The 17,015-nt window shown below is 28.0% G+C and carries 21 protein-coding genes; 13 read left to right on the forward strand and 8 right to left on the reverse strand.

The window, feature by feature from the left end:
• Positions 1–30: 30 nt before the first annotated feature.
• Together KQI42_RS19445 and KQI42_RS19450 are read left to right on the forward strand one after the other, a co-directional pair.
• The gene (locus KQI42_RS19445) at positions 31–306 is read left to right on the forward strand and encodes a DUF5052 family protein (protein WP_216522190.1); all 276 of its coding nucleotides are present in this window, start codon (positions 31–33) and stop codon (positions 304–306) included.
• A gap of 68 nt (positions 307–374) precedes the next feature.
• Positions 375–539 carry a hypothetical protein gene (locus tag KQI42_RS19450; protein WP_216522191.1) on the forward strand — a complete coding sequence of 55 codons (165 nt, stop codon included), beginning with the start codon at positions 375–377 and terminating at the stop codon, positions 537–539.
• 38 nt (positions 540–577) lie between these two features.
• Here KQI42_RS19450 and KQI42_RS19455 read toward each other — a convergent pair whose 3' ends face one another.
• From KQI42_RS19455 to KQI42_RS19465, 3 genes are read right to left on the reverse strand one after another with little or no spacing between them, the layout of a single operon-like run.
• On the reverse strand, positions 578–1,414 hold the full coding sequence (locus KQI42_RS19455) for an ABC transporter permease (protein ID WP_216522192.1): 837 nt from the start codon (positions 1,412–1,414) through the stop codon (positions 578–580).
• Between the two features lie 18 nt (positions 1,415–1,432).
• Entirely contained in the window at positions 1,433–2,266 is an 834-nt protein-coding gene (locus KQI42_RS19460) for an ABC transporter permease (protein WP_216522194.1), read from the reverse strand.
• A 10-nt stretch (positions 2,267–2,276) separates the two neighbouring features.
• A complete protein-coding gene (locus KQI42_RS19465; RefSeq protein ID WP_216522196.1) occupies positions 2,277–3,287 on the reverse strand; it encodes an ABC transporter ATP-binding protein in 1,011 nt (336 codons plus the stop codon).
• Between the two features lie 285 nt (positions 3,288–3,572).
• On the opposite strand from KQI42_RS19465, the gene KQI42_RS19470 reads away from it, so the two are divergent.
• The 8 genes from KQI42_RS19470 (at position 3,573) to KQI42_RS19505 (ending at position 9,237) form a co-directional block, all read left to right on the forward strand.
• Entirely contained in the window at positions 3,573–3,929 is a 357-nt protein-coding gene (locus KQI42_RS19470) for a hypothetical protein (protein ID WP_216522198.1), read from the forward strand.
• Positions 3,930–4,444: 515 nt separating this feature from the next.
• Entirely contained in the window at positions 4,445–5,140 is a 696-nt protein-coding gene (locus KQI42_RS19475; protein WP_216522199.1) for a LiaF transmembrane domain-containing protein, read from the forward strand.
• 103 nt (positions 5,141–5,243) lie between these two features.
• Positions 5,244–5,606, forward strand: coding sequence for a GntR family transcriptional regulator (locus KQI42_RS19480; RefSeq protein WP_216522200.1), 363 nt, complete (start codon positions 5,244–5,246; stop codon positions 5,604–5,606).
• Positions 5,606–6,304, forward strand: coding sequence for an ABC transporter ATP-binding protein (locus KQI42_RS19485; protein WP_216522201.1), 699 nt, complete (start codon positions 5,606–5,608; stop codon positions 6,302–6,304). Before KQI42_RS19480 ends, KQI42_RS19485 begins: the two co-directional genes overlap by 1 nt.
• Positions 6,305–6,314: 10 nt before the next feature.
• A complete protein-coding gene (locus tag KQI42_RS19490; protein WP_216522202.1) occupies positions 6,315–7,139 on the forward strand; it encodes a hypothetical protein in 825 nt (274 codons plus the stop codon).
• 11 nt (positions 7,140–7,150) lie between these two features.
• Positions 7,151–7,465, forward strand: coding sequence for a YbjQ family protein (locus KQI42_RS19495; protein WP_216522203.1), 315 nt, complete (start codon positions 7,151–7,153; stop codon positions 7,463–7,465).
• 75 nt (positions 7,466–7,540) lie between these two features.
• On the forward strand, positions 7,541–8,260 hold the full coding sequence (locus KQI42_RS19500; RefSeq protein ID WP_216522204.1) for a TraX family protein: 720 nt from the start codon (positions 7,541–7,543) through the stop codon (positions 8,258–8,260).
• 107 nt (positions 8,261–8,367) lie between these two features.
• Positions 8,368–9,237 (forward strand): CPBP family intramembrane glutamic endopeptidase, encoded by an 870-nt coding sequence (locus KQI42_RS19505; protein WP_216522205.1) that lies wholly within the window; start codon positions 8,368–8,370, stop codon positions 9,235–9,237.
• A gap of 150 nt (positions 9,238–9,387) precedes the next feature.
• Here the strand turns inward: KQI42_RS19505 and KQI42_RS19510 are convergent, their stop codons facing one another.
• Positions 9,388–11,568 carry a hypothetical protein gene (locus tag KQI42_RS19510; RefSeq protein WP_216522206.1) on the reverse strand — a complete coding sequence of 727 codons (2,181 nt, stop codon included), beginning with the start codon at positions 11,566–11,568 and terminating at the stop codon, positions 9,388–9,390.
• Positions 11,569–11,820: 252 nt separating this feature from the next.
• On the opposite strand from KQI42_RS19510, the gene KQI42_RS19515 reads away from it, so the two are divergent.
• Positions 11,821–13,050: a M48 family metallopeptidase gene (locus KQI42_RS19515; RefSeq protein WP_216522207.1), complete on the forward strand. Its 1,230-nt coding sequence runs from the start codon at positions 11,821–11,823 to the stop codon at positions 13,048–13,050.
• A 2-nt stretch (positions 13,051–13,052) separates the two neighbouring features.
• Here the strand turns inward: KQI42_RS19515 and KQI42_RS19520 are convergent, their stop codons facing one another.
• Positions 13,053–13,886, reverse strand: coding sequence for a sigma-70 family RNA polymerase sigma factor (locus tag KQI42_RS19520; RefSeq protein ID WP_216522208.1), 834 nt, complete (start codon positions 13,884–13,886; stop codon positions 13,053–13,055).
• Between the two features lie 121 nt (positions 13,887–14,007).
• Here KQI42_RS19520 and KQI42_RS19525 point away from each other — a divergent pair, with 121 nt between their 5' ends.
• Together KQI42_RS19525 and KQI42_RS19530 are read left to right on the forward strand one after the other, a co-directional pair.
• Entirely contained in the window at positions 14,008–14,385 is a 378-nt protein-coding gene (locus KQI42_RS19525; RefSeq protein WP_216522209.1) for a GntR family transcriptional regulator, read from the forward strand.
• Positions 14,386–14,411: 26 nt separating this feature from the next.
• Complete coding sequence (locus KQI42_RS19530) at positions 14,412–15,530, forward strand: DUF1648 domain-containing protein (RefSeq protein ID WP_216522210.1); 1,119 nt, start codon at positions 14,412–14,414, stop codon at positions 15,528–15,530.
• A gap of 41 nt (positions 15,531–15,571) precedes the next feature.
• Here KQI42_RS19530 and KQI42_RS19535 read toward each other — a convergent pair whose 3' ends face one another.
• From KQI42_RS19535 to KQI42_RS19545, 3 genes are all read right to left on the reverse strand, one after another.
• Positions 15,572–15,808 (reverse strand): hypothetical protein, encoded by a 237-nt coding sequence (locus KQI42_RS19535; RefSeq protein ID WP_216522211.1) that lies wholly within the window; start codon positions 15,806–15,808, stop codon positions 15,572–15,574.
• A 101-nt stretch (positions 15,809–15,909) separates the two neighbouring features.
• Positions 15,910–16,458, reverse strand: coding sequence for a GNAT family N-acetyltransferase (locus KQI42_RS19540; RefSeq protein WP_216522212.1), 549 nt, complete (start codon positions 16,456–16,458; stop codon positions 15,910–15,912).
• Between the two features lie 35 nt (positions 16,459–16,493).
• Complete coding sequence (locus tag KQI42_RS19545) at positions 16,494–16,880, reverse strand: GNAT family N-acetyltransferase (RefSeq protein WP_343231731.1); 387 nt, start codon at positions 16,878–16,880, stop codon at positions 16,494–16,496.
• Positions 16,881–17,015: the final 135 nt, after the last annotated feature.

Consider the following 17,015-nt stretch of genomic DNA (forward strand, 5'->3'; position numbering starts at 1 on the left):
TTTGTATAATATAAAAAGTGGGGGAGAAAAGTGAAAAAGAAAATTACATTAATAGCTCTTTTACTAGTTTTAGTTTTAACCTTATCTTCATGTAAATCCATAGAAAGAGATATAAAGGACTATAAATCAAGCTGGACAGGATTAAAAAGAACGGTTCAAGTATATAGTCAAGATGGAAAATTAATTAAAGAATATGAAGGTAAAATAGATATAGAAGTAAATGACTATGGGAATAAAGTTAAATTTGATGTAGAGGGAAATCGAGTAATTATAAACAACGCAATTGTAATAATTGAAGAAGAATAACAAAGGAATACTGTTGGATATGGTGAATATACTTTATTATATGAAAATATAATGGAGGTATATTTCTTATGAAACATGAAGCTTTTGTCCAATATAATGATGGATCAGAACTTAAAGATAAGGTAGAAAGTTGGATAGCAGAAAATGAAGATAAAATATTAGAAGTTATAGATATAGAGTATGAACAACACGGAAATATTTATGTTGCTACTATTACATATAGGGAAAGATAAATTTAGTAAGGTGACAAAGAATCCTCTGTCACCTTGTTTTAATGGAATCCGATATTTCCAATAGTCTTACAATGTCTTTCTACTTTCTTTAGTATATAACGGCCTAAAAATATTCCTATTATCATAAAAATTGTCAATATAAGAAGTTCTGTTTTTATAGGAAACAAGGTATTGGTTCCTAAAAGCAATCCTCTTATGGCATCGTAACCATAGGTTAAAGGGATAGCCAAAGATATAGCCGTTATAACTCTTGGTAGAACGGTAATAGGAAAATCTTGACCACAAAGAATATTTAGAGAAAAATTGGTTATATCAATTATTTGGTTAGCATTACTGGTTATAAGCACTAAAGAAGCTATACCAAATCCTAGACCATATAACGCAATAAGTAAAGGAATTAAAGTGATTATTGCATGGATTATGTTGTTGTTTATATTAAAACCGAAGAATGTCCATATTAACAATGCTACAGTTAAAGAATTTATAGTAGTTATTATTAGTGAGAAAATTGATCTACCTATTAACTGTACCCACAAAGGAATTGGAGTCAGCCAATTAGATTCTATTACACCTGAATCCTTTTCTTCTTTTAAGGAGAAACCCATACCCCATAAAACAGAGCTTACAAAGCTGCTGACTACAGTTCCGATAACTAGAAAAGCCATATAGTCAGTAGTTCCAGAATATTGACCAAAACCAATATTCTCTCCATTTATCTGAAAAGACTTAGATAAAAAATAAACTGGAGTAATCCACATTATAGGTTCTATAATTCTAAAAACAGCATTTATAGGATAAGCAAAAAATATTTTTATATCTTTTTTAATAATAGCAGAAATAGCAGATAAATATATTCTTAAATTTTTAAAAGCCATAATATTTCCTCCTTTCAATTAAAAATGACCTAAGGAACCAGATTCCTTAACTTTTCTTTGAGTGAAATTAAAAGCTAGAAAACCTAAAGCCATAAGAATAATGCCTGAAAATATTAGATAGTATATTTGGCTTTTAATATCTGCTAGTGTTGCACCCGTTGAAATAACAGATCTTAAAGCACTAATACTATGGGTTAAAGGAATTACTTTCGATATATTTCCCATCCAATTAGGTAAAACAGCCAATGGATAAGTTATTCCACAAAATACAGACATTATTCCTCTAACTAAAAAAACCATTGAATTCGTTTCTTTTTGCCACATAACTAAACTTGCAAAGATAAATCCAATTCCATAAATTGAAGGAATAGATATTATAATTATTAGGAAGGAAAGTAATGGACTTCCTATGAATTTAAAGTTGTATACTAGCTTAAATTCTATAGCGGTAATAGTAAGAAAAATAATATTAAAAAATATTTCCCATAAAGAATGGCCTAATAAAATTGTAATCTTTGGAACTGGACAAAGCCAATTAGACTCCAAAGTTCCTCTTATTTGTTCAGTTCTAAGACTAGTTCCAAAAGACCATAACATAGTATTCATTATCATCCACATAGTAGTTCCGATTAGCATAAAACTTATGTAATCAGAAGTTCCTGAAATATTAGAAAAAGCTGCTAAGGATTGACCGTCAGTACCAGATAAAGCTTTAGCTGTAAACAAATATCCAAAAGGAAATATAATAGGCCATATTAACATAGCTATAAACCAAGATGGATATCTTAAAAAAATTTTAAGTTCTTTTTTAAAAACAGATAAAATTGCAGTTATAATAGGTGACCTTTTCATATTATTCCTCCTATTCTCTTAAAGATTTTCCTGTTAAATTAATGAATACATCTTCTAAAGTCGGCTCATCTACTCTAAAATTGATTATTTTAGTATTAGAAGAAGCTATATTGGATATTAAAGAGCTAATAACTTGGCTACCATTGGAAATATGGATTTTTACTTCCCAAATTTGATTTGAATCATTAAAACTACTATTTATATTTTCTACAGCAGGTATATCTTTTAATTTATTTGAAATAGTTTCATCCCAGTGATCCAATTGAAGAACTAGGCTTTTAGTTTTACTTAGCCCCTTTTTTAAATTTTCAGGAGTATCTAAAGCTATGATTTTTCCGTGATCTATAATAGCAATTCTATCACTTAATTGATCTGCCTCTTCCATATAGTGAGTTGTTAGAAGTACAGTTCTACCTTCTTCTTTTATTTCTAGTATGATTTCTCTTAAATTTCTTGCAGACTGAGGATCTAAGCCAGATGTAGGTTCATCTAATATTACTATTTGTGGATCTGCAATTAAAGCTTTAGCTAAAGCTACCCTTTGCTTCATACCTGTTGAATATTTCTCTACAGTTTCATCTGCCCTTTTTTCTAAGTTAAATCTTTTAAGTAAATAATCTATTTTTTCTTTAGCAATTTTTCCTGTGATACCATTCATAGCTGCAAAATATTCTAAATTTTCTCTACCGGAAAGCTTCCAATAAATACTTCTTTCCCCAGCCAGTACTGTTCCTAAGTTTCTAAGAACCTCTATAGATTTTTCATGTGAATTTATACCGTTAACTATAACGGAACCAGAAGTTGGCATTAGTAGAGTAGAGATCATTTTTATTGTAGTTGTTTTACCTGCACCATTAGGACCTAAAAATCCAAATATTTCTCCTTTATGAACGCTAAAACTTACATTATCAACAGCAACGAAAATTTCTTTATTATAATCTTTTTTCCAAAAAGGAGTTTTTTTCTTTTTTACTTGAAACTCTTTTCTTAAATTTTTTACTTCCATAGCATAACTAGTCAAACAAATACCCCCTTTAATAATTTAAAGCTTAAAGCTTTATGAAGTTTATACTTAAAGAATATTATAGAAAATTAAAAATGTCAATATTAACATTAAAAATATTAATTTTTATTTTAAATATATTTAAAAATTATATTAAAAATATTAAATGCATATTCAATATAAGACTTCATATTATATTAAAAAGGTAAAGAAGGGAATAGAAGTATTGACAAAATAATATCAAAGTAGTAGGATGGAAACAAAGATAATGGCTAATATGCTAAAATTAAAAGGGGGTAGGGTATGAATAATAAAGGATCGAATATTAAATATAAGGTATTTTTAGTAGCTTATAAAGATATCGATGAAAAAGTTAGAAATATCCTTACAAAGTATTCTGTTTTAAATATAAGGGATAAGGATGTATTATTAAATCAAACAAACTACCAAGGTTCTGGAAGAAATTTTAACTTAAATGACAGAACTAGCATATATTTAGGATGGTTCAATGATGAGATTTTGGAAAAATTAGATGAAGGCTATATTTTGGATATTATTGAACTTCATAAAAGCATGGCTAACACGGGAGATGAAATATTAAAAACTTTAGATGAAGAATATGGAGATAGCATTTTAGTAGTCAGTGTTCAAGAACTATAAAATTTATCATTAGAATTTGAACCCTCCCCCACTTATAGAAGATGGGGGATTCTTTTTCGTAAAGAAGTTTGCTATTACTTTTCAACCTAATTACTTAGGAAGCCTTATTCTTTTTGGCGTGTCCAAGTACGCCCTATGCTGAAAGCAAGTGCTCACAGTTTACATTTATACTACCTTAATCCTTACTGGATTTAAATACTCTTCATTAATGTAGTCACGATTTTACAATAAATGCTATTATTTATGCAATCTAATAAAAGAAAAAACTTAGCTTTAGCTAAGTAAAAATTCACCACCCACCTATAGAGGATGGGTGTACTCTTTTTGAAAAAAGATAGAAACTCTTATATTAAGATATTCACATAAACGATTTTTGTCAATGACCGCATATTATATTTAGATTAATAAAATTAATAAATATTAATTTTTAGCTTGTGCATAACTTATAATTAGGGTATATATTATAAAGTGTACATTATAACATGAGAATATAATAAGGTGGAGGTGTAAATATTATGGGAAGTAATTATTTTGTAGGAATTTTATTAGTATTGTTGGGAGCAGGTTTCTTACTAGATCAATTTACTATCATAAACTTTAGTGAAATACTCTCAGTGTATTGGCCTAGTATATTGATTTTATGGGGTTTATCAGGAATATTTAATAAAAGAGCTTCTAAGTTTGGAAACACTATTGTAATATTAATAGGAGTATTTTTTCAGTTAGATCGATTAGATCTAATAAATTTCAATGTTTTTACAATTATATGGCCAGTTATATTAATTTTAGTAGGGCTTAGGATAGTGTTTTCCAGTAGAAGCATAAATAATGGAACTACTAATAGCAATATGTTTGGTTGGAGTAATGAAAATGTAAGTTTAGAAGACAGTATAGATGCTTTTGTTATAATGTCTGGATTAGAGACCAATAATCAATCGCAACAATTTCAAGGAGGTAGAGCTACAGCTATCTTTGGAGGAATAGATTTAGATCTAAGGGGAGCAAAATTAAAGAATGAAGAAACTTATATGGAATTAAATGCTATGTTTGGTGGAATAGATATATTTGTTCCCCAAGAGTGGAGAGTTGAAGTAACGGGTTTTCCTGTATTTGGAGGATGGAGTAATAAAACTAGAATTAATACGGACCCAAATGCACCTATACTAAGAATTAAGTGTTTTGTAATGTTTGGAGGTATTGAGATTAAATAAGCCTATTTTTAGGCTTATTTTTTTAAAAAATAATTGACAGTTAGACAATGTTAGTGTACTATATAATTAATACACAAGCACACTCTTGTATGGAGGTGAAAGGATGGACTTTAATGAAAATCTTCCAATATATATGCAGATTATGAATTTAATTAAGAGAAGAATAGTGTCGGGTAATTTAAAGGAGGGAGAGAAATTGCCATCGGTTAGAGAATTATCAATAGATTTAAAAGTTAATCCAAATACGATACAAAGGTCTTACCAAGAATTGGAAAGAGAAAATTTAGTTTTTACTCAAAGAGGAATGGGTACTTTTGTTACAGAGGATAAAGCTGTTATCAAGGGACTTAAGCAAAACATGGCATCTAATATAGTAAAAAGTTTTATATTAGACATGAAGTCTCTAGGTTTTGATTCTAAAGAAATTGTGGATTTAATCACTGAGAAAGCAAAGGAGGAGATTTAATGAGAAATATTGTTGAGATTAAGGGATTGAGTAAATCCTATTTCAATAAAAAGGCCTTAAATAACCTAGCTTTAAACATAGAAGAAGGTAAAGTAGTAGGTATTCTTGGTCCTAATGGTAGTGGGAAGACTACTTTAATAAAGATTCTAACAGGTATATTAAGAGAGACTAAAGGTGAGGTATTGATAGATGGTCATGAACCAGGAGTTTATACAAAATCTATAGTATCTTATTTGCCAGATAGAAATTTTTTATATAACTGGATGACTATACAAGATGCATTAAGCTTTTATAAAGATTTCTATAAGGATTTTAATGAAAAAAGAGCTTATGAATTATTAGACTTTATGAAACTAAAAAGGGATATGAAGGTAACTTCTTTATCTAAAGGTATGACAGAAAAGTTGAATCTAACTTTAGTATTATCTAGAAATGCTAAGCTATATATTTTAGACGAACCTATAGCAGGAGTAGACCCAGTAGCAAGAGATCAAATATTAGATGCCATAATAAATAACTATAATGAAAATAGTTCTATGATTATAACAACTCATTTAGTAAGAGATATGGAAAATATATTTGATGATGTAGTTTTTCTAAGAGAAGGAGAAGTCTATCTAACAGGAAATGCTGAAACCTTAAGAGAAGAAAAAGGTATGCAAATAGATGAGCTTTATAAGGAAATATTTGGAGAGTAGGAGGAATATAATGGGCAAATATATTAAGTATGAAATAAAAGGCAGTTATAAAGTTATTTTAGGAATCTTGGCCATAGTACTAATTGCATCCACTGTTATACAAGTAAATGTGAGAACAGGAGGATTTGATGGTAGCAGATTTCCTCTAGTAGCATTTTTATTTTCCTTAACCATATTTGGAACATTTTTAACAGCGTTTTTATTTATAGTAGGTTCATTTAGAAAAGAATTATATGAAGATAGAGGCTATTTAACCTTTACATTACCTTTAACAGGAAATCAAATAGTAGGGGGCAAGTTGATAGTCGCTATAATGTGGTTTATAGTTTTAGGATTTGTAACTTTATTATACAATATATTTTTAGCAAAAATTTTATTTGATATATATTTACCATTTAAAGAAATGTTTGATGTATTTAATACATTTAGTAAAGAAGCTATTACTTTTATAATAACCGCGTTTATTGGAGGAGTAATTACACTAATATTAATTTATTTTTCCATGGCATTAAGTAGAGTAAGTATAAGAAATAAAAAAATAGGCGGATTATGGTTTATTATATTCTTAATATTAAACGCATTAGTTGCCTATTTCAATGTTAAAATAAATGGCTTAATACCTTACTATCTAAACTTAAATACTTTAGAAATAACTCATCTAAAAGGATTGGAATATTTACCTAATATTACTATGAATATGAATGGCGCTAGTATAACTATGGGAACTGGAGAAGGAGCTTTTATAGGAATAGCAGGTATGATATATAATTTAGTTGTAGGTATTGTCGCTTTCTTAGGAACAGGATATATAATAGAAAATAAAATTGATTTATAAGGAGGAAGACTATGATAATCACTAATTTACCAGATATTCCAAATAAAGATTACGATATATTAGGAATAGTGGAAGGATCTGTAGCCTATTCCAAACATTTTGGAAAGGATTTTGCAGCAGGTCTAAAAAATATGGTAGGCGGAGAATTAAAATCATATACTGAATTGATTAACGGAGGGAAAAAAATAGCTTTAGATAGATTAGAGGAAGAAGCAAGAGATATGGGTGCAGATGCTGTATTAAATGTTGAATATAGCTTAACCAATTTGCAACAAGGATTGGCTTTAGTAGTTAATGTAATAGGTACAGCCATTAAATTTAAATAAAACTCCTTTAAAGGAGTTTTATTTAAATTTAGGAGAGAATTTAATTTTCAATATAAAAAAAGGAGTAGATTTAATATGACCGGTTTTCAGCTGAAATTATTGGCAATTATAACTATGTTGATTGACCATATAGGAGCAATCTTTTTTCCTCAATATGGAATATTTAAGATAATTGGCAGATTGGCTTTTCCTATCTTTGCATTTTTTATTGCACAAGGATATTTAAGGACAAGAAATGTAAAAAAATACATGCTTAGGTTGTTTATTATAGCATTGATTTCTCAAATACCTTTTCTATATACTTTTAGGGAAGCATTTGGAGAAGGATTCTCTGCTTTAAATACTATTTTTAATTTATTAATGGGTCTTATAGCCATATATTTATATGATAAATCAAATTGGAAAGGTAGACAGTTGTTTATATGGATATTTGCTATACTTTCTTTTCTACTTAAAATGGATGGAGATATTACAGGCGTATTTATGGTATATTTCTTCTATAAATACCATGATGATTTTAAAAAGTTAACAGGCAGAATGGTAATTTTATATATATTATATTCTGTATTTGTTATATTATACTTTGCTTCAATGGGAATGCCTATAAAAATGTTCTTTACCCCAGAAGGTAAATATATGCTAATTCAAATTTTGGTTCAATTTTTTGCACTTCTAGCGTTAATACCTATAAAGACTTACAACGGTCAAAAAGGATATAATTTAAAATATTTATTCTATATATTCTATCCTGCTCATTTAATAATTTTGTATTTAATTAAGTATTTAATAAAGTAAAAAGTTTAAAAAACTAATATTAAATTAAAAAACTCCTATAGGGAGTTTTTTAATTGGGTATAATAATGAAGGGATCATAATAAAAATTTTATGAAGGGGGTAGGGATATGATTGAGAAAGAAAATAAATTAATAACCATGGCTTGGGAAAGTAAAAAGAATTGGAACTTAGTATTAATATTACTGATGCCTGCAATTCTCATTGTGGCATCTGGATATTTATCCGTATTTCTATTTAAAATTATAAGTTTCTATAATTTATACAATAATATACTTGGTCTTTTTATACCACATGTAGTTTCTATTTTTTTAATATTTTTGTTAGTTAAGTTTATAGAAAAAAGGGATTTCTCAACTTTGGGTTTCAGAACCGACAACTTTTTTCTTAAATATTTGAAAGGATTAGGTATAGGTATAATATTAGTATCCATAATCGTTGTAATAATGAAAGTTATAAATGTCATAGATATAGAGATGAATCAGATTAAAGTAGACGATATTTTAAATATTGGAATATATTTTCTAATGTTTATGGTGCAGGGGGCTGGAGAAGAAATATATTTACGTGGATGGCAGATGCCTTTATTGGGGAAAAAATGGGGGATACCATTGGCTATAATAGTTAACTCATTATTTTTTTCTTTACTGCATCTATTAAATCCAAATTTTACTTTGATTCCCTTTATAAATATAGTAATTGTAGGAATATTATTTTCAATATACGCTTTTAATGAAGAAAGTATAGTAGGTGCTTGTGGGATTCATTCTTCGTGGAATTGGATGATAGGAAGTATTTTTGGGTTTGAGGTAAGTGGAATGAAGCTTGGAGAAAGCAGTTTGTTTGGAATTAGAATTAAAGGATCTGAGATTTTCACAGGAGGAGGATTTGGTCCTGAAGGCAGTATAATAGTTACTATAGTATTATTAGTTTTTACATTAATAATATGGAATAAATTTAGAAAGTTAAATAGAGTATAGGAAATAGGTATTAAACGAAATTTCGTTTAATACCTATTTTTATAACGAATAGGAAAGTTCTACTTTTTTCTTTTTTCAATGTAGGAACTTGTTCTGACCTAAATGAGTTTCAAAAAAAGCTACCTTGAAACGCTTCCTTAGAAGCTTTTTTTAGTAATTACTAAAAGTATCTTTTAATATATGGTAGGATTTTTTTAATCTTTCTTTGATTATAGGCTCGTTCCATTTATCCCAAGCATAGTTATATAGTCCTTTTTCAGAAATTTTACCATCAGTAGACCTTGGAAAAATATCTGGATTTTCAGGATTGTTAGTATCATAGGCAGCAACAGCTATTTTTATTCCATCAATATTTATTTTACTCTCTAAACCATTTATATGCATATCCCCCATGATTTCTTTAGTACTAGGATCTTTAAAGTTTAGTAAAAGCCATGGAATTCTAATTTCCATAAAATTATCCTCTTTGTTTATATAATAATCTGCTAAAGAGTCATATTCAGGTGATTCAGGATTGCCGTTTCCTTTTCTTAATATACCAGTTTCATAATGGATTAAAGGTTGTTTTTGTCCTGTTTTTGGAATAGTTATTTCTTTATTTAAGGCTAATCTTATAGGATTAAATATTCCATTGTTTTTTTCCTCGTATTGAGGATTTTCAGGATACATTTTTAAAACTTTCCCATACTGATAATAGAAAGTATCATAATAACTATCCACTAATATTTTAGAATCATCTTGTTCTGTTATGTGAATGATAAAGTCCATTCCATTTTTTGTAGATATATTTTTATTAAAAGGATTAGTAGTGTTTCCTTGGTTAGGAATCGTATCTAAAAGTATTAAAGTGTCTAAGTTGTTATTCCTCAAATCTTTATATTCTATTCCAAAGTAGACATATCTTTCATCATGATCTATATAAATATTTTTAATATGGTTTAAGTCTTTTTTATTTGCCGAGTAAATAGGCTTAGCTTTTAATTTTTTCCAATCATCTTTACTTCCATCAACTTTAATCTTATGCCTGTCAAAACTTAGTAAACCAAACTGCTGTTCACAAGTTTGAGCATTAGACCAATAAGGTCTTCTGTTTGGATTATCAAAATCCATAGTATTCCAAATAGTTTTAAACCATTCATCTTGCCAACTAGACACTATTCCGCCTAAATAACCTTCTTTAACAATATCTTCGAATCTGTGGGATAAAATATTTCCTTGTTCATCTTCAGTTAAAAAACCTTGATCCCATCCATGAGCATTTACATGAGTAAGCCCTCTTGAACTAGGAACTCCAAATTCGGCTATTAACACAGGAATTTCATGTACACTAATTAAGTCTTTTAAGTATCCAGCATAGTTATTAGTTTTACCCCTATGATCAATATATTTTGTATATTTTGGATCTAGGTTTAAAAAGTCTGGATAATATGGATAAACATGATAAGAAGCAAAATATCCAGTTTCTACATTTTTAAATTTAATGACGTTTGGATTAATTCCTACTAAATCATTTTCTTCTAAAGGTTCATAAGGATGACTCAATAAATCTGTGCTTACATAGTTTGTAAAGCTTACAGGGTGCTGCCAATTATATTTTTCCATTTCATAAGTTAAAATATGATCCATAATATCTGCTAGCCAGTTTTCAAAAGGTTTAGCATTTTCTGTATAGACATAGGTCCCATCATATTGACCTTTATCTACTCTTACTTTATTAGTGTTATGTACCATAGAAGGCTGCCACTCTATACCAGGAATCCATCCCATTAAATAAGGAGAAACATCTGCAGTATATTCTCCACTAACATGTCCAGGTTTTTCGGGTAAAGTTATATTTCCATGAACAACATCTATAGCATTCTGAATTTCTTCTTTGAAAGGAAGGATACTGTCTAATTTAAAAGCATCTAAGGTTTCTGCTAAAATATTTTCATCGATTAGTATTCCTTGAAATAAGTAAATTGGATTTTCATTTTTTTCATTATACTTTGCTAAAGCCTTATAAAAATGGGGAGGATGAATAGTATAGATTCTTATGGAATTAGCATTCATCTTACCTATTTTTTCAAACCACCTATAATATTCATCTTCGGAAATATTTGCTTCAGTAGATGACTTTCCAGGTTGAGTTATACCTAAATTTACTCCTTTAATTAAAATGTTCTTCCATTCTCCATCCGTATAAACTTGAAAACTATCCTTATTGACTTTAGTAGTATGAACAACTCCATTATGTGTAAAAACTTCAGGAGGTTCTTTCTTAAAGTGTTTATATAGGATTGGTGATAAGATTAATAAGGCTATTAACAGTATGATACCTTTCTTTTTCACAAAAATTCCTCCTTAAAAGTGGTATAATAATCATATATACCCATAGGTAATCAAATTAGTTTGAAGTTAGAAAATAATTTTTTGCTATTACACTATATTATAGATTGAATTCACAATTATTTCAAAGGAAGAAGAAATAATTTGTTAAGATATAATCCTATAGAACTATAATTTGCTTGATTAATAGGTTTTTGAATAATAATGGTTTTACTGCATATAAATATAAGGTAATAAAAAAAAGGATGTGACTCTATGGAGAGAAAATTGAAAACAACGATTACTATATTTTTCATATTGATTATAAGTTTTATTTTTTTCACTTTTATAAGCGAGTATATAAATATGTCTAGATTGAAAATAGAGTATCCTAACTTATCTAATAAAGCCTACGATTATAGGAAGGATAGTTTAAAAGTTTGGGCTATTAATTTAATATTAAAATTTTTAATCCCTTTATTATTTTTGACTACAAAGACATCCTACAGAATTAGGATCTGGGCAGAAACGGGAAAGAAAAGTCTATTTTTAACAGGATTAATTTACGGTATTATATTCTTTTTAATAAATTTTCTAATAAATCTACCATTGAATTATTACAGCTCATTTTATTTAAAACATAAATATGGGCTATCTAATCAAAGTGTGCTAAGATGGCTTGAGGTAAACTTAAAAGGATTTTTATTAAATGATTTAGCTATTTCCTTATTTATATGGGTTCCTTATTATATTATTAATAGAAGCCCTAGAACTTGGTGGCTTTATATAGGACTTATGTCTATTCCAGTTGCCATATTTTTAAACTTTATTTCACCTATGTTTATAGATCCATTATTTAATAAATATACTTCTATTGAGAATGATAAATTAGGTCAAGAAATTATTCAGCTTCTCCATAAAGCAGATATAAAGGATGCAAAAATATACCAGGTAGATAAGAGTAGAGATACTAAGGAAATGAATGCTTATATGACAGGAGTATTTAATTCTAAGCGAATAGTTTTATGGGATACAACTATTAACAATTTGGAAGAGAGAGAAGTATTAAGTGTAACGGCACATGAAATAGGCCATTATGTAAAAGGCCATATTTGGAAGGGTATTTTTTTAAGTAGTATTTTTACAATTCTATTGATGTACTTAATATATAAGACTTCAAATTGGATATTATATTTATCTGATGGTACCTTTGGATTTAGAAAGATTTATGACATAGCTTCTATTCCTTTAATACTTTTGGTTTTAAATTTTTATACTTTTATAGGTCTACCTTTTACCAATTATGTTTCTAGATATATGGAAAAAGAAGCAGACAATGTTGAGATGCAATTAACAGAAGATAAAGAGGCAGCTATTTCTACTATGACGAAGCTTTATGAAGAAAGTTTAGGATTGCCTCGAACAAGTAAAATATTTAAAATATGGTACCATAGCCATCCAACCATGGAAGAAAGAATAAATTTCTTTAAAGAATATCCTTTATAAACTTAAGATTCTATTAAAAAGTCTCTAATTCCGTTATTAGAGTTTAGACGGTTAAGCTTTTTTAAAGCTTTATTCTCTATTTGACGGATTCTTTCTCTAGTCACATTATATTTTTTACCTATGGCTTCTAAAGTCATAGGATTGTTGTCGTTAAGACCAAAACGAAGCTCTAGGATTTCTTTTTCCTTTAAAGTCAAAGAATTTAAAGTTTCTCTTAATTGTATTTTTAAATCTTCATCAATAATTGTTTTGTCTATAGGTGGATTATTGTTGCAGGGAATATAGTCTAAAAGCTCATTATAAGATTCGTCAGAGTCAGGATTTGCTAGAGTATTAAGAGATGTAATAGATCCATAATTTTTTTTATAATTATTAATAGAATGGTATTCAATTTCTGAAATGTTTAATTTTTTACATAGCTGTTTTATATCAATTTCTTCTTTTTCATTTAAAAGATCATTTTCTGCAGCAGATAATCTATTTATCTTCTCGTAAATATAGGCAGGTAGACGAACAATATACCCACCATTCATAATGGCCCTATCCATTTGTTGACCAATCCAATAATATATATAAGTAGAGAAGCTAATATTTTTGCTTAGGTCAAACTTATCTATTCCTTTCATCATTCCAATAACACCTTCTTGAACTAAATCATCAAAAGTAAAAGAAGTAGTAAGATGAATTCTTTTTCTAGCAGCCATGTAGATAAGACCAAGATTATTTATAATAATCTTATTTCTAATATCAATATCCTTATTTTTGTTATAGGATAAAAGAAGTTGTTTGTTAGACATATACATTCTTTCATTGGTTTTTAAAGAAATTGTCTTCATTTTTATCACCCAATATAATATATTCGATATTTGTAAATAAAATCCTTTATTTTTTGGAAACTATTGAAATAAAAAAACACCTGTTATACAATGTATATAACAGATAGAAAGGATGAAAAATATGCTATTGGAAATAGATTTTGAATCAGATATTCCTATTTATGAACAACTTAGAAGACAGATTATAATTGGAATAGCAAAGGGGCAGTTGGAAAAAGGAGAAGAATTACCTTCTGTTAGGCAATTAGCAGAAGATATAGGTATAAATCTTCATACTGTCAATAAAACTTATAATATATTAAAGAATGAAGGATACTTAAGTATAGATAGAAGAAAAGGAGCCATGATAAAAGACATATTACCTAAGGCCCAAGAAGAGTATATGAAGTTTTTAAAAGAAGAGTTAAGTTATATTATTGCAGATAGTAAAAATAGAAGTATAGAGAAAGAAGAATTTATAAAAATTTGTGAAGATTTATTTGATGAAATGAAGTCCTAATAAAGAATGAAAGGAGGACCATAGGAATGACTGAAAAATTAATATGGGTATTGTTTAATTCATTGATTTTATTATTTATATTAATAACTCAAATATTGACACCAAAAACAACTAGAAAAAACATATTGTTTGGAGTAAAAGTTCCAGAAGAAGTTCTAGAAGATGAGGAAATAAAGAGACTATTTAAAGGTTTTAAAAGGGATAATTTAATTATTGGAATACCTATTTTATTTATTATATCTTTGTTATTATACTATTCATCTAATGTTATATTACTTGTTTTTTTAATTTTTGTTTATATGGCAATTTTATTTTTAATTTATTTAAAGTGGAATAAGAAGTCAAAAGAATTAAAGATAGAAAAGGGATGGGATAAAATAGGTGGAAAAATAGTAATGGTGGATATGAGATATAGTCGAGATAAAAAAAGCAGAGGCATTGTTTCACCTATATGGTTTTTAGTTCCTATAGGAATTATTTTATTTAATATTATATTAGTTTTTGTTCTATATCCGACTTTGCCAAATAAAATACCTACTCACTGGAATTTCCAAGGAAATGTCAGTGAATATAAAGATAAGTCTATATCCACACTACTCATGATGCCGTTAACTCAAATTTCTATGGCTATAGCTATATATTTTACTTATTTTATAATAGGAAGATCGAAGCAGCAGATAAACCCTAATAGTCCTGAAGAATCTTTAAAGAGAAATATATTATTTAGAAAAGCTTGGTCTATGTACTTAATAGGGATGTTAACACTTTTAGAACTTTTATTTACCTTTATAAATATGGTATCTCTAGGAGTCCTTCGCATAAATATGGGAATTTTTAATTTTATAATTTTAGGGATAAGTGGAATCATTATAATCGGAACTATTGTTTTAGCAGTTAAAATAGGTCAAGGAGGAGAAAGATTAAAATTAAGAGAAGATAAAGTTATTGAAACTATTCATGATAGAGATGATGATAATCTATGGAAGTTAGGAAATACAATTTATTATAATCCAGATGATTCATCTTTGTTCGTAGAGAAAAGATTTGGAGTAGGATGGACTGTTAATGCAGGTAGACCTTTGGGAATGTTTCTTATGATTTTACCTATTATTATTGTTGTTATAACTATAATACTGGTTAAATAGGAGATTAGTATAATAAATTAAGGTGATAGATATCTATCACCTTAATTATGTCTACTTGATAAATCATTTAATAAATCTGCAGTTAATTTGTTTATATCTTCTATATGTCTATTAAGTTTATTAACCTTATCGGATAATTCTTTATCTTTTGTCTTAGCTAAATCATTAGAATTAAGTAGCATACTAATACTTGTAGCGTATTCCATGTTAGAAAAGTTATTTTCTTCTATTCTTTTAGTCTGATTTAATATTTCAGATATAGCTTTTGGATTTTCCATACTAATCATCCTTTCTAGTTGTTGTATAGTTAGTATGGTATATAAAATAAAAATTATTACATTTAATAGAAAATAACCCTATCTAGCTTGATCTATTAGTTCTACTTATTTAATAATCTTCCCATTATAACTGTATTATAATAGTTTCCATCTTTATGAATACGATCTTTTCTTAGCAATCCTTCTTCTACAAATCCATATTTTTTATATAATTGAATTGCCTTTGTATTTGTTTCTACTACCGTCAATGAAATCTTTTCTATTCCTGTAGCATCTGCCCACATCAAAACATTTTCTAGTAGTACTTTACCAATTCCATGACCCCAGTATTCCTTAGATATACATATTCCAAATTCAGCTTTATGTCTAAATCTACTCAATTTATTTCCTATACAACGAGTAAATCCAACAATTTTACCATCTACTTCTGCAACTAAAAATAAAGTTCTTTCTGCCATTGAATCCTCATAAATAAGTTTTTTAAAATCCTCTGGAGTTAATAGACCTTCGCCAGATTCTCTATCGAGATTTTCTGTTTCTCCATCAATCTTAATTCTTAATTCAGACAATTCAGCTGCATCATTTTTTGTTGGACAACGAAGTATCCATTTTATATTTTTTCCTTCTATTTTTTTGCTTTCAATAATCATAAATTACCTCACTTTATATTTGGTATTATGGTATTTTATTTTTCCAATTCCATATGGAGAATAGGATAATTTCTCCCAGCATTATCTAATTCAGAACGATCAATAACTTTAAAACTCATATGTTTATAAAATCCTATGCCTTGTTTATTTTCTTCATTAACATCTACTTTTGTAGCATTTAATTTTTCTATTGCATAGTTTATAAGTTTTTTTCCTACTCCTTTACCTCTTAAATCGTTATGAACAAATAACATTTCTATATTATCGTTATCTACAAATAAAAATGCTTGTATTTGTTCTTTGTCATCTAGGTAACAATACATATTTTCGAGAGTAGGAATGAATTCCCTTAGTTCATGTTTTTTGAACCCTCCCCCACTTATAGAAGATGGGGGATTCTTTTTCGTAAAGAAGTTTGCTATTACTTTTCAACCTGATTACTTAGGAAGCCTTATTCTTTTTGGCGTGTCCAAGTACGCCCTATGCTGAAAGCAAGTGCTCACAGTTTACATTTATACTACCTTAATCCTTACTGGATTTAAATACTCTTCATTAAT

It is taken from the genome of Tissierella simiarum, assembly GCF_018917865.1.
In the GTDB taxonomy this organism is placed as follows: Bacteria; Bacillota; Clostridia; order Tissierellales; family Tissierellaceae; genus Tissierella_C; species Tissierella_C simiarum.

What these genes read in the sequence shown, in the direction of transcription:
- KQI42_RS19450 (WP_216522191.1), top strand. Translation starts at nt 375, where the DNA reads ATGAAACATGAAGCTTTTGTCCAATATAATGATGGATCAGAACTTAAA.
- KQI42_RS19455 (WP_216522192.1), bottom strand. Translation starts at nt 1,414, where the DNA reads ATGGCTTTTAAAAATTTAAGAATATATTTATCTGCTATTTCTGCTATT.
- KQI42_RS19460 (WP_216522194.1), bottom strand. Translation starts at nt 2,266, where the DNA reads ATGAAAAGGTCACCTATTATAACTGCAATTTTATCTGTTTTTAAAAAA.
- KQI42_RS19470 (WP_216522198.1), top strand. Translation starts at nt 3,573, where the DNA reads ATGAATAATAAAGGATCGAATATTAAATATAAGGTATTTTTAGTAGCT.
- KQI42_RS19475 (WP_216522199.1), top strand. Translation starts at nt 4,445, where the DNA reads ATGGGAAGTAATTATTTTGTAGGAATTTTATTAGTATTGTTGGGAGCA.
- KQI42_RS19480 (WP_216522200.1), top strand. Translation starts at nt 5,244, where the DNA reads ATGGACTTTAATGAAAATCTTCCAATATATATGCAGATTATGAATTTA.
- KQI42_RS19485 (WP_216522201.1), top strand. Translation starts at nt 5,606, where the DNA reads ATGAGAAATATTGTTGAGATTAAGGGATTGAGTAAATCCTATTTCAAT.
- KQI42_RS19490 (WP_216522202.1), top strand. Translation starts at nt 6,315, where the DNA reads ATGGGCAAATATATTAAGTATGAAATAAAAGGCAGTTATAAAGTTATT.
- KQI42_RS19495 (WP_216522203.1), top strand. Translation starts at nt 7,151, where the DNA reads ATGATAATCACTAATTTACCAGATATTCCAAATAAAGATTACGATATA.
- KQI42_RS19500 (WP_216522204.1), top strand. Translation starts at nt 7,541, where the DNA reads ATGACCGGTTTTCAGCTGAAATTATTGGCAATTATAACTATGTTGATT.
- KQI42_RS19505 (WP_216522205.1), top strand. Translation starts at nt 8,368, where the DNA reads ATGATTGAGAAAGAAAATAAATTAATAACCATGGCTTGGGAAAGTAAA.
- KQI42_RS19515 (WP_216522207.1), top strand. Translation starts at nt 11,821, where the DNA reads ATGGAGAGAAAATTGAAAACAACGATTACTATATTTTTCATATTGATT.
- KQI42_RS19520 (WP_216522208.1), bottom strand. Translation starts at nt 13,886, where the DNA reads ATGAAGACAATTTCTTTAAAAACCAATGAAAGAATGTATATGTCTAAC.
- KQI42_RS19525 (WP_216522209.1), top strand. Translation starts at nt 14,008, where the DNA reads ATGCTATTGGAAATAGATTTTGAATCAGATATTCCTATTTATGAACAA.
- KQI42_RS19530 (WP_216522210.1), top strand. Translation starts at nt 14,412, where the DNA reads ATGACTGAAAAATTAATATGGGTATTGTTTAATTCATTGATTTTATTA.
- KQI42_RS19535 (WP_216522211.1), bottom strand. Translation starts at nt 15,808, where the DNA reads ATGGAAAATCCAAAAGCTATATCTGAAATATTAAATCAGACTAAAAGA.
- KQI42_RS19540 (WP_216522212.1), bottom strand. Translation starts at nt 16,458, where the DNA reads ATGATTATTGAAAGCAAAAAAATAGAAGGAAAAAATATAAAATGGATA.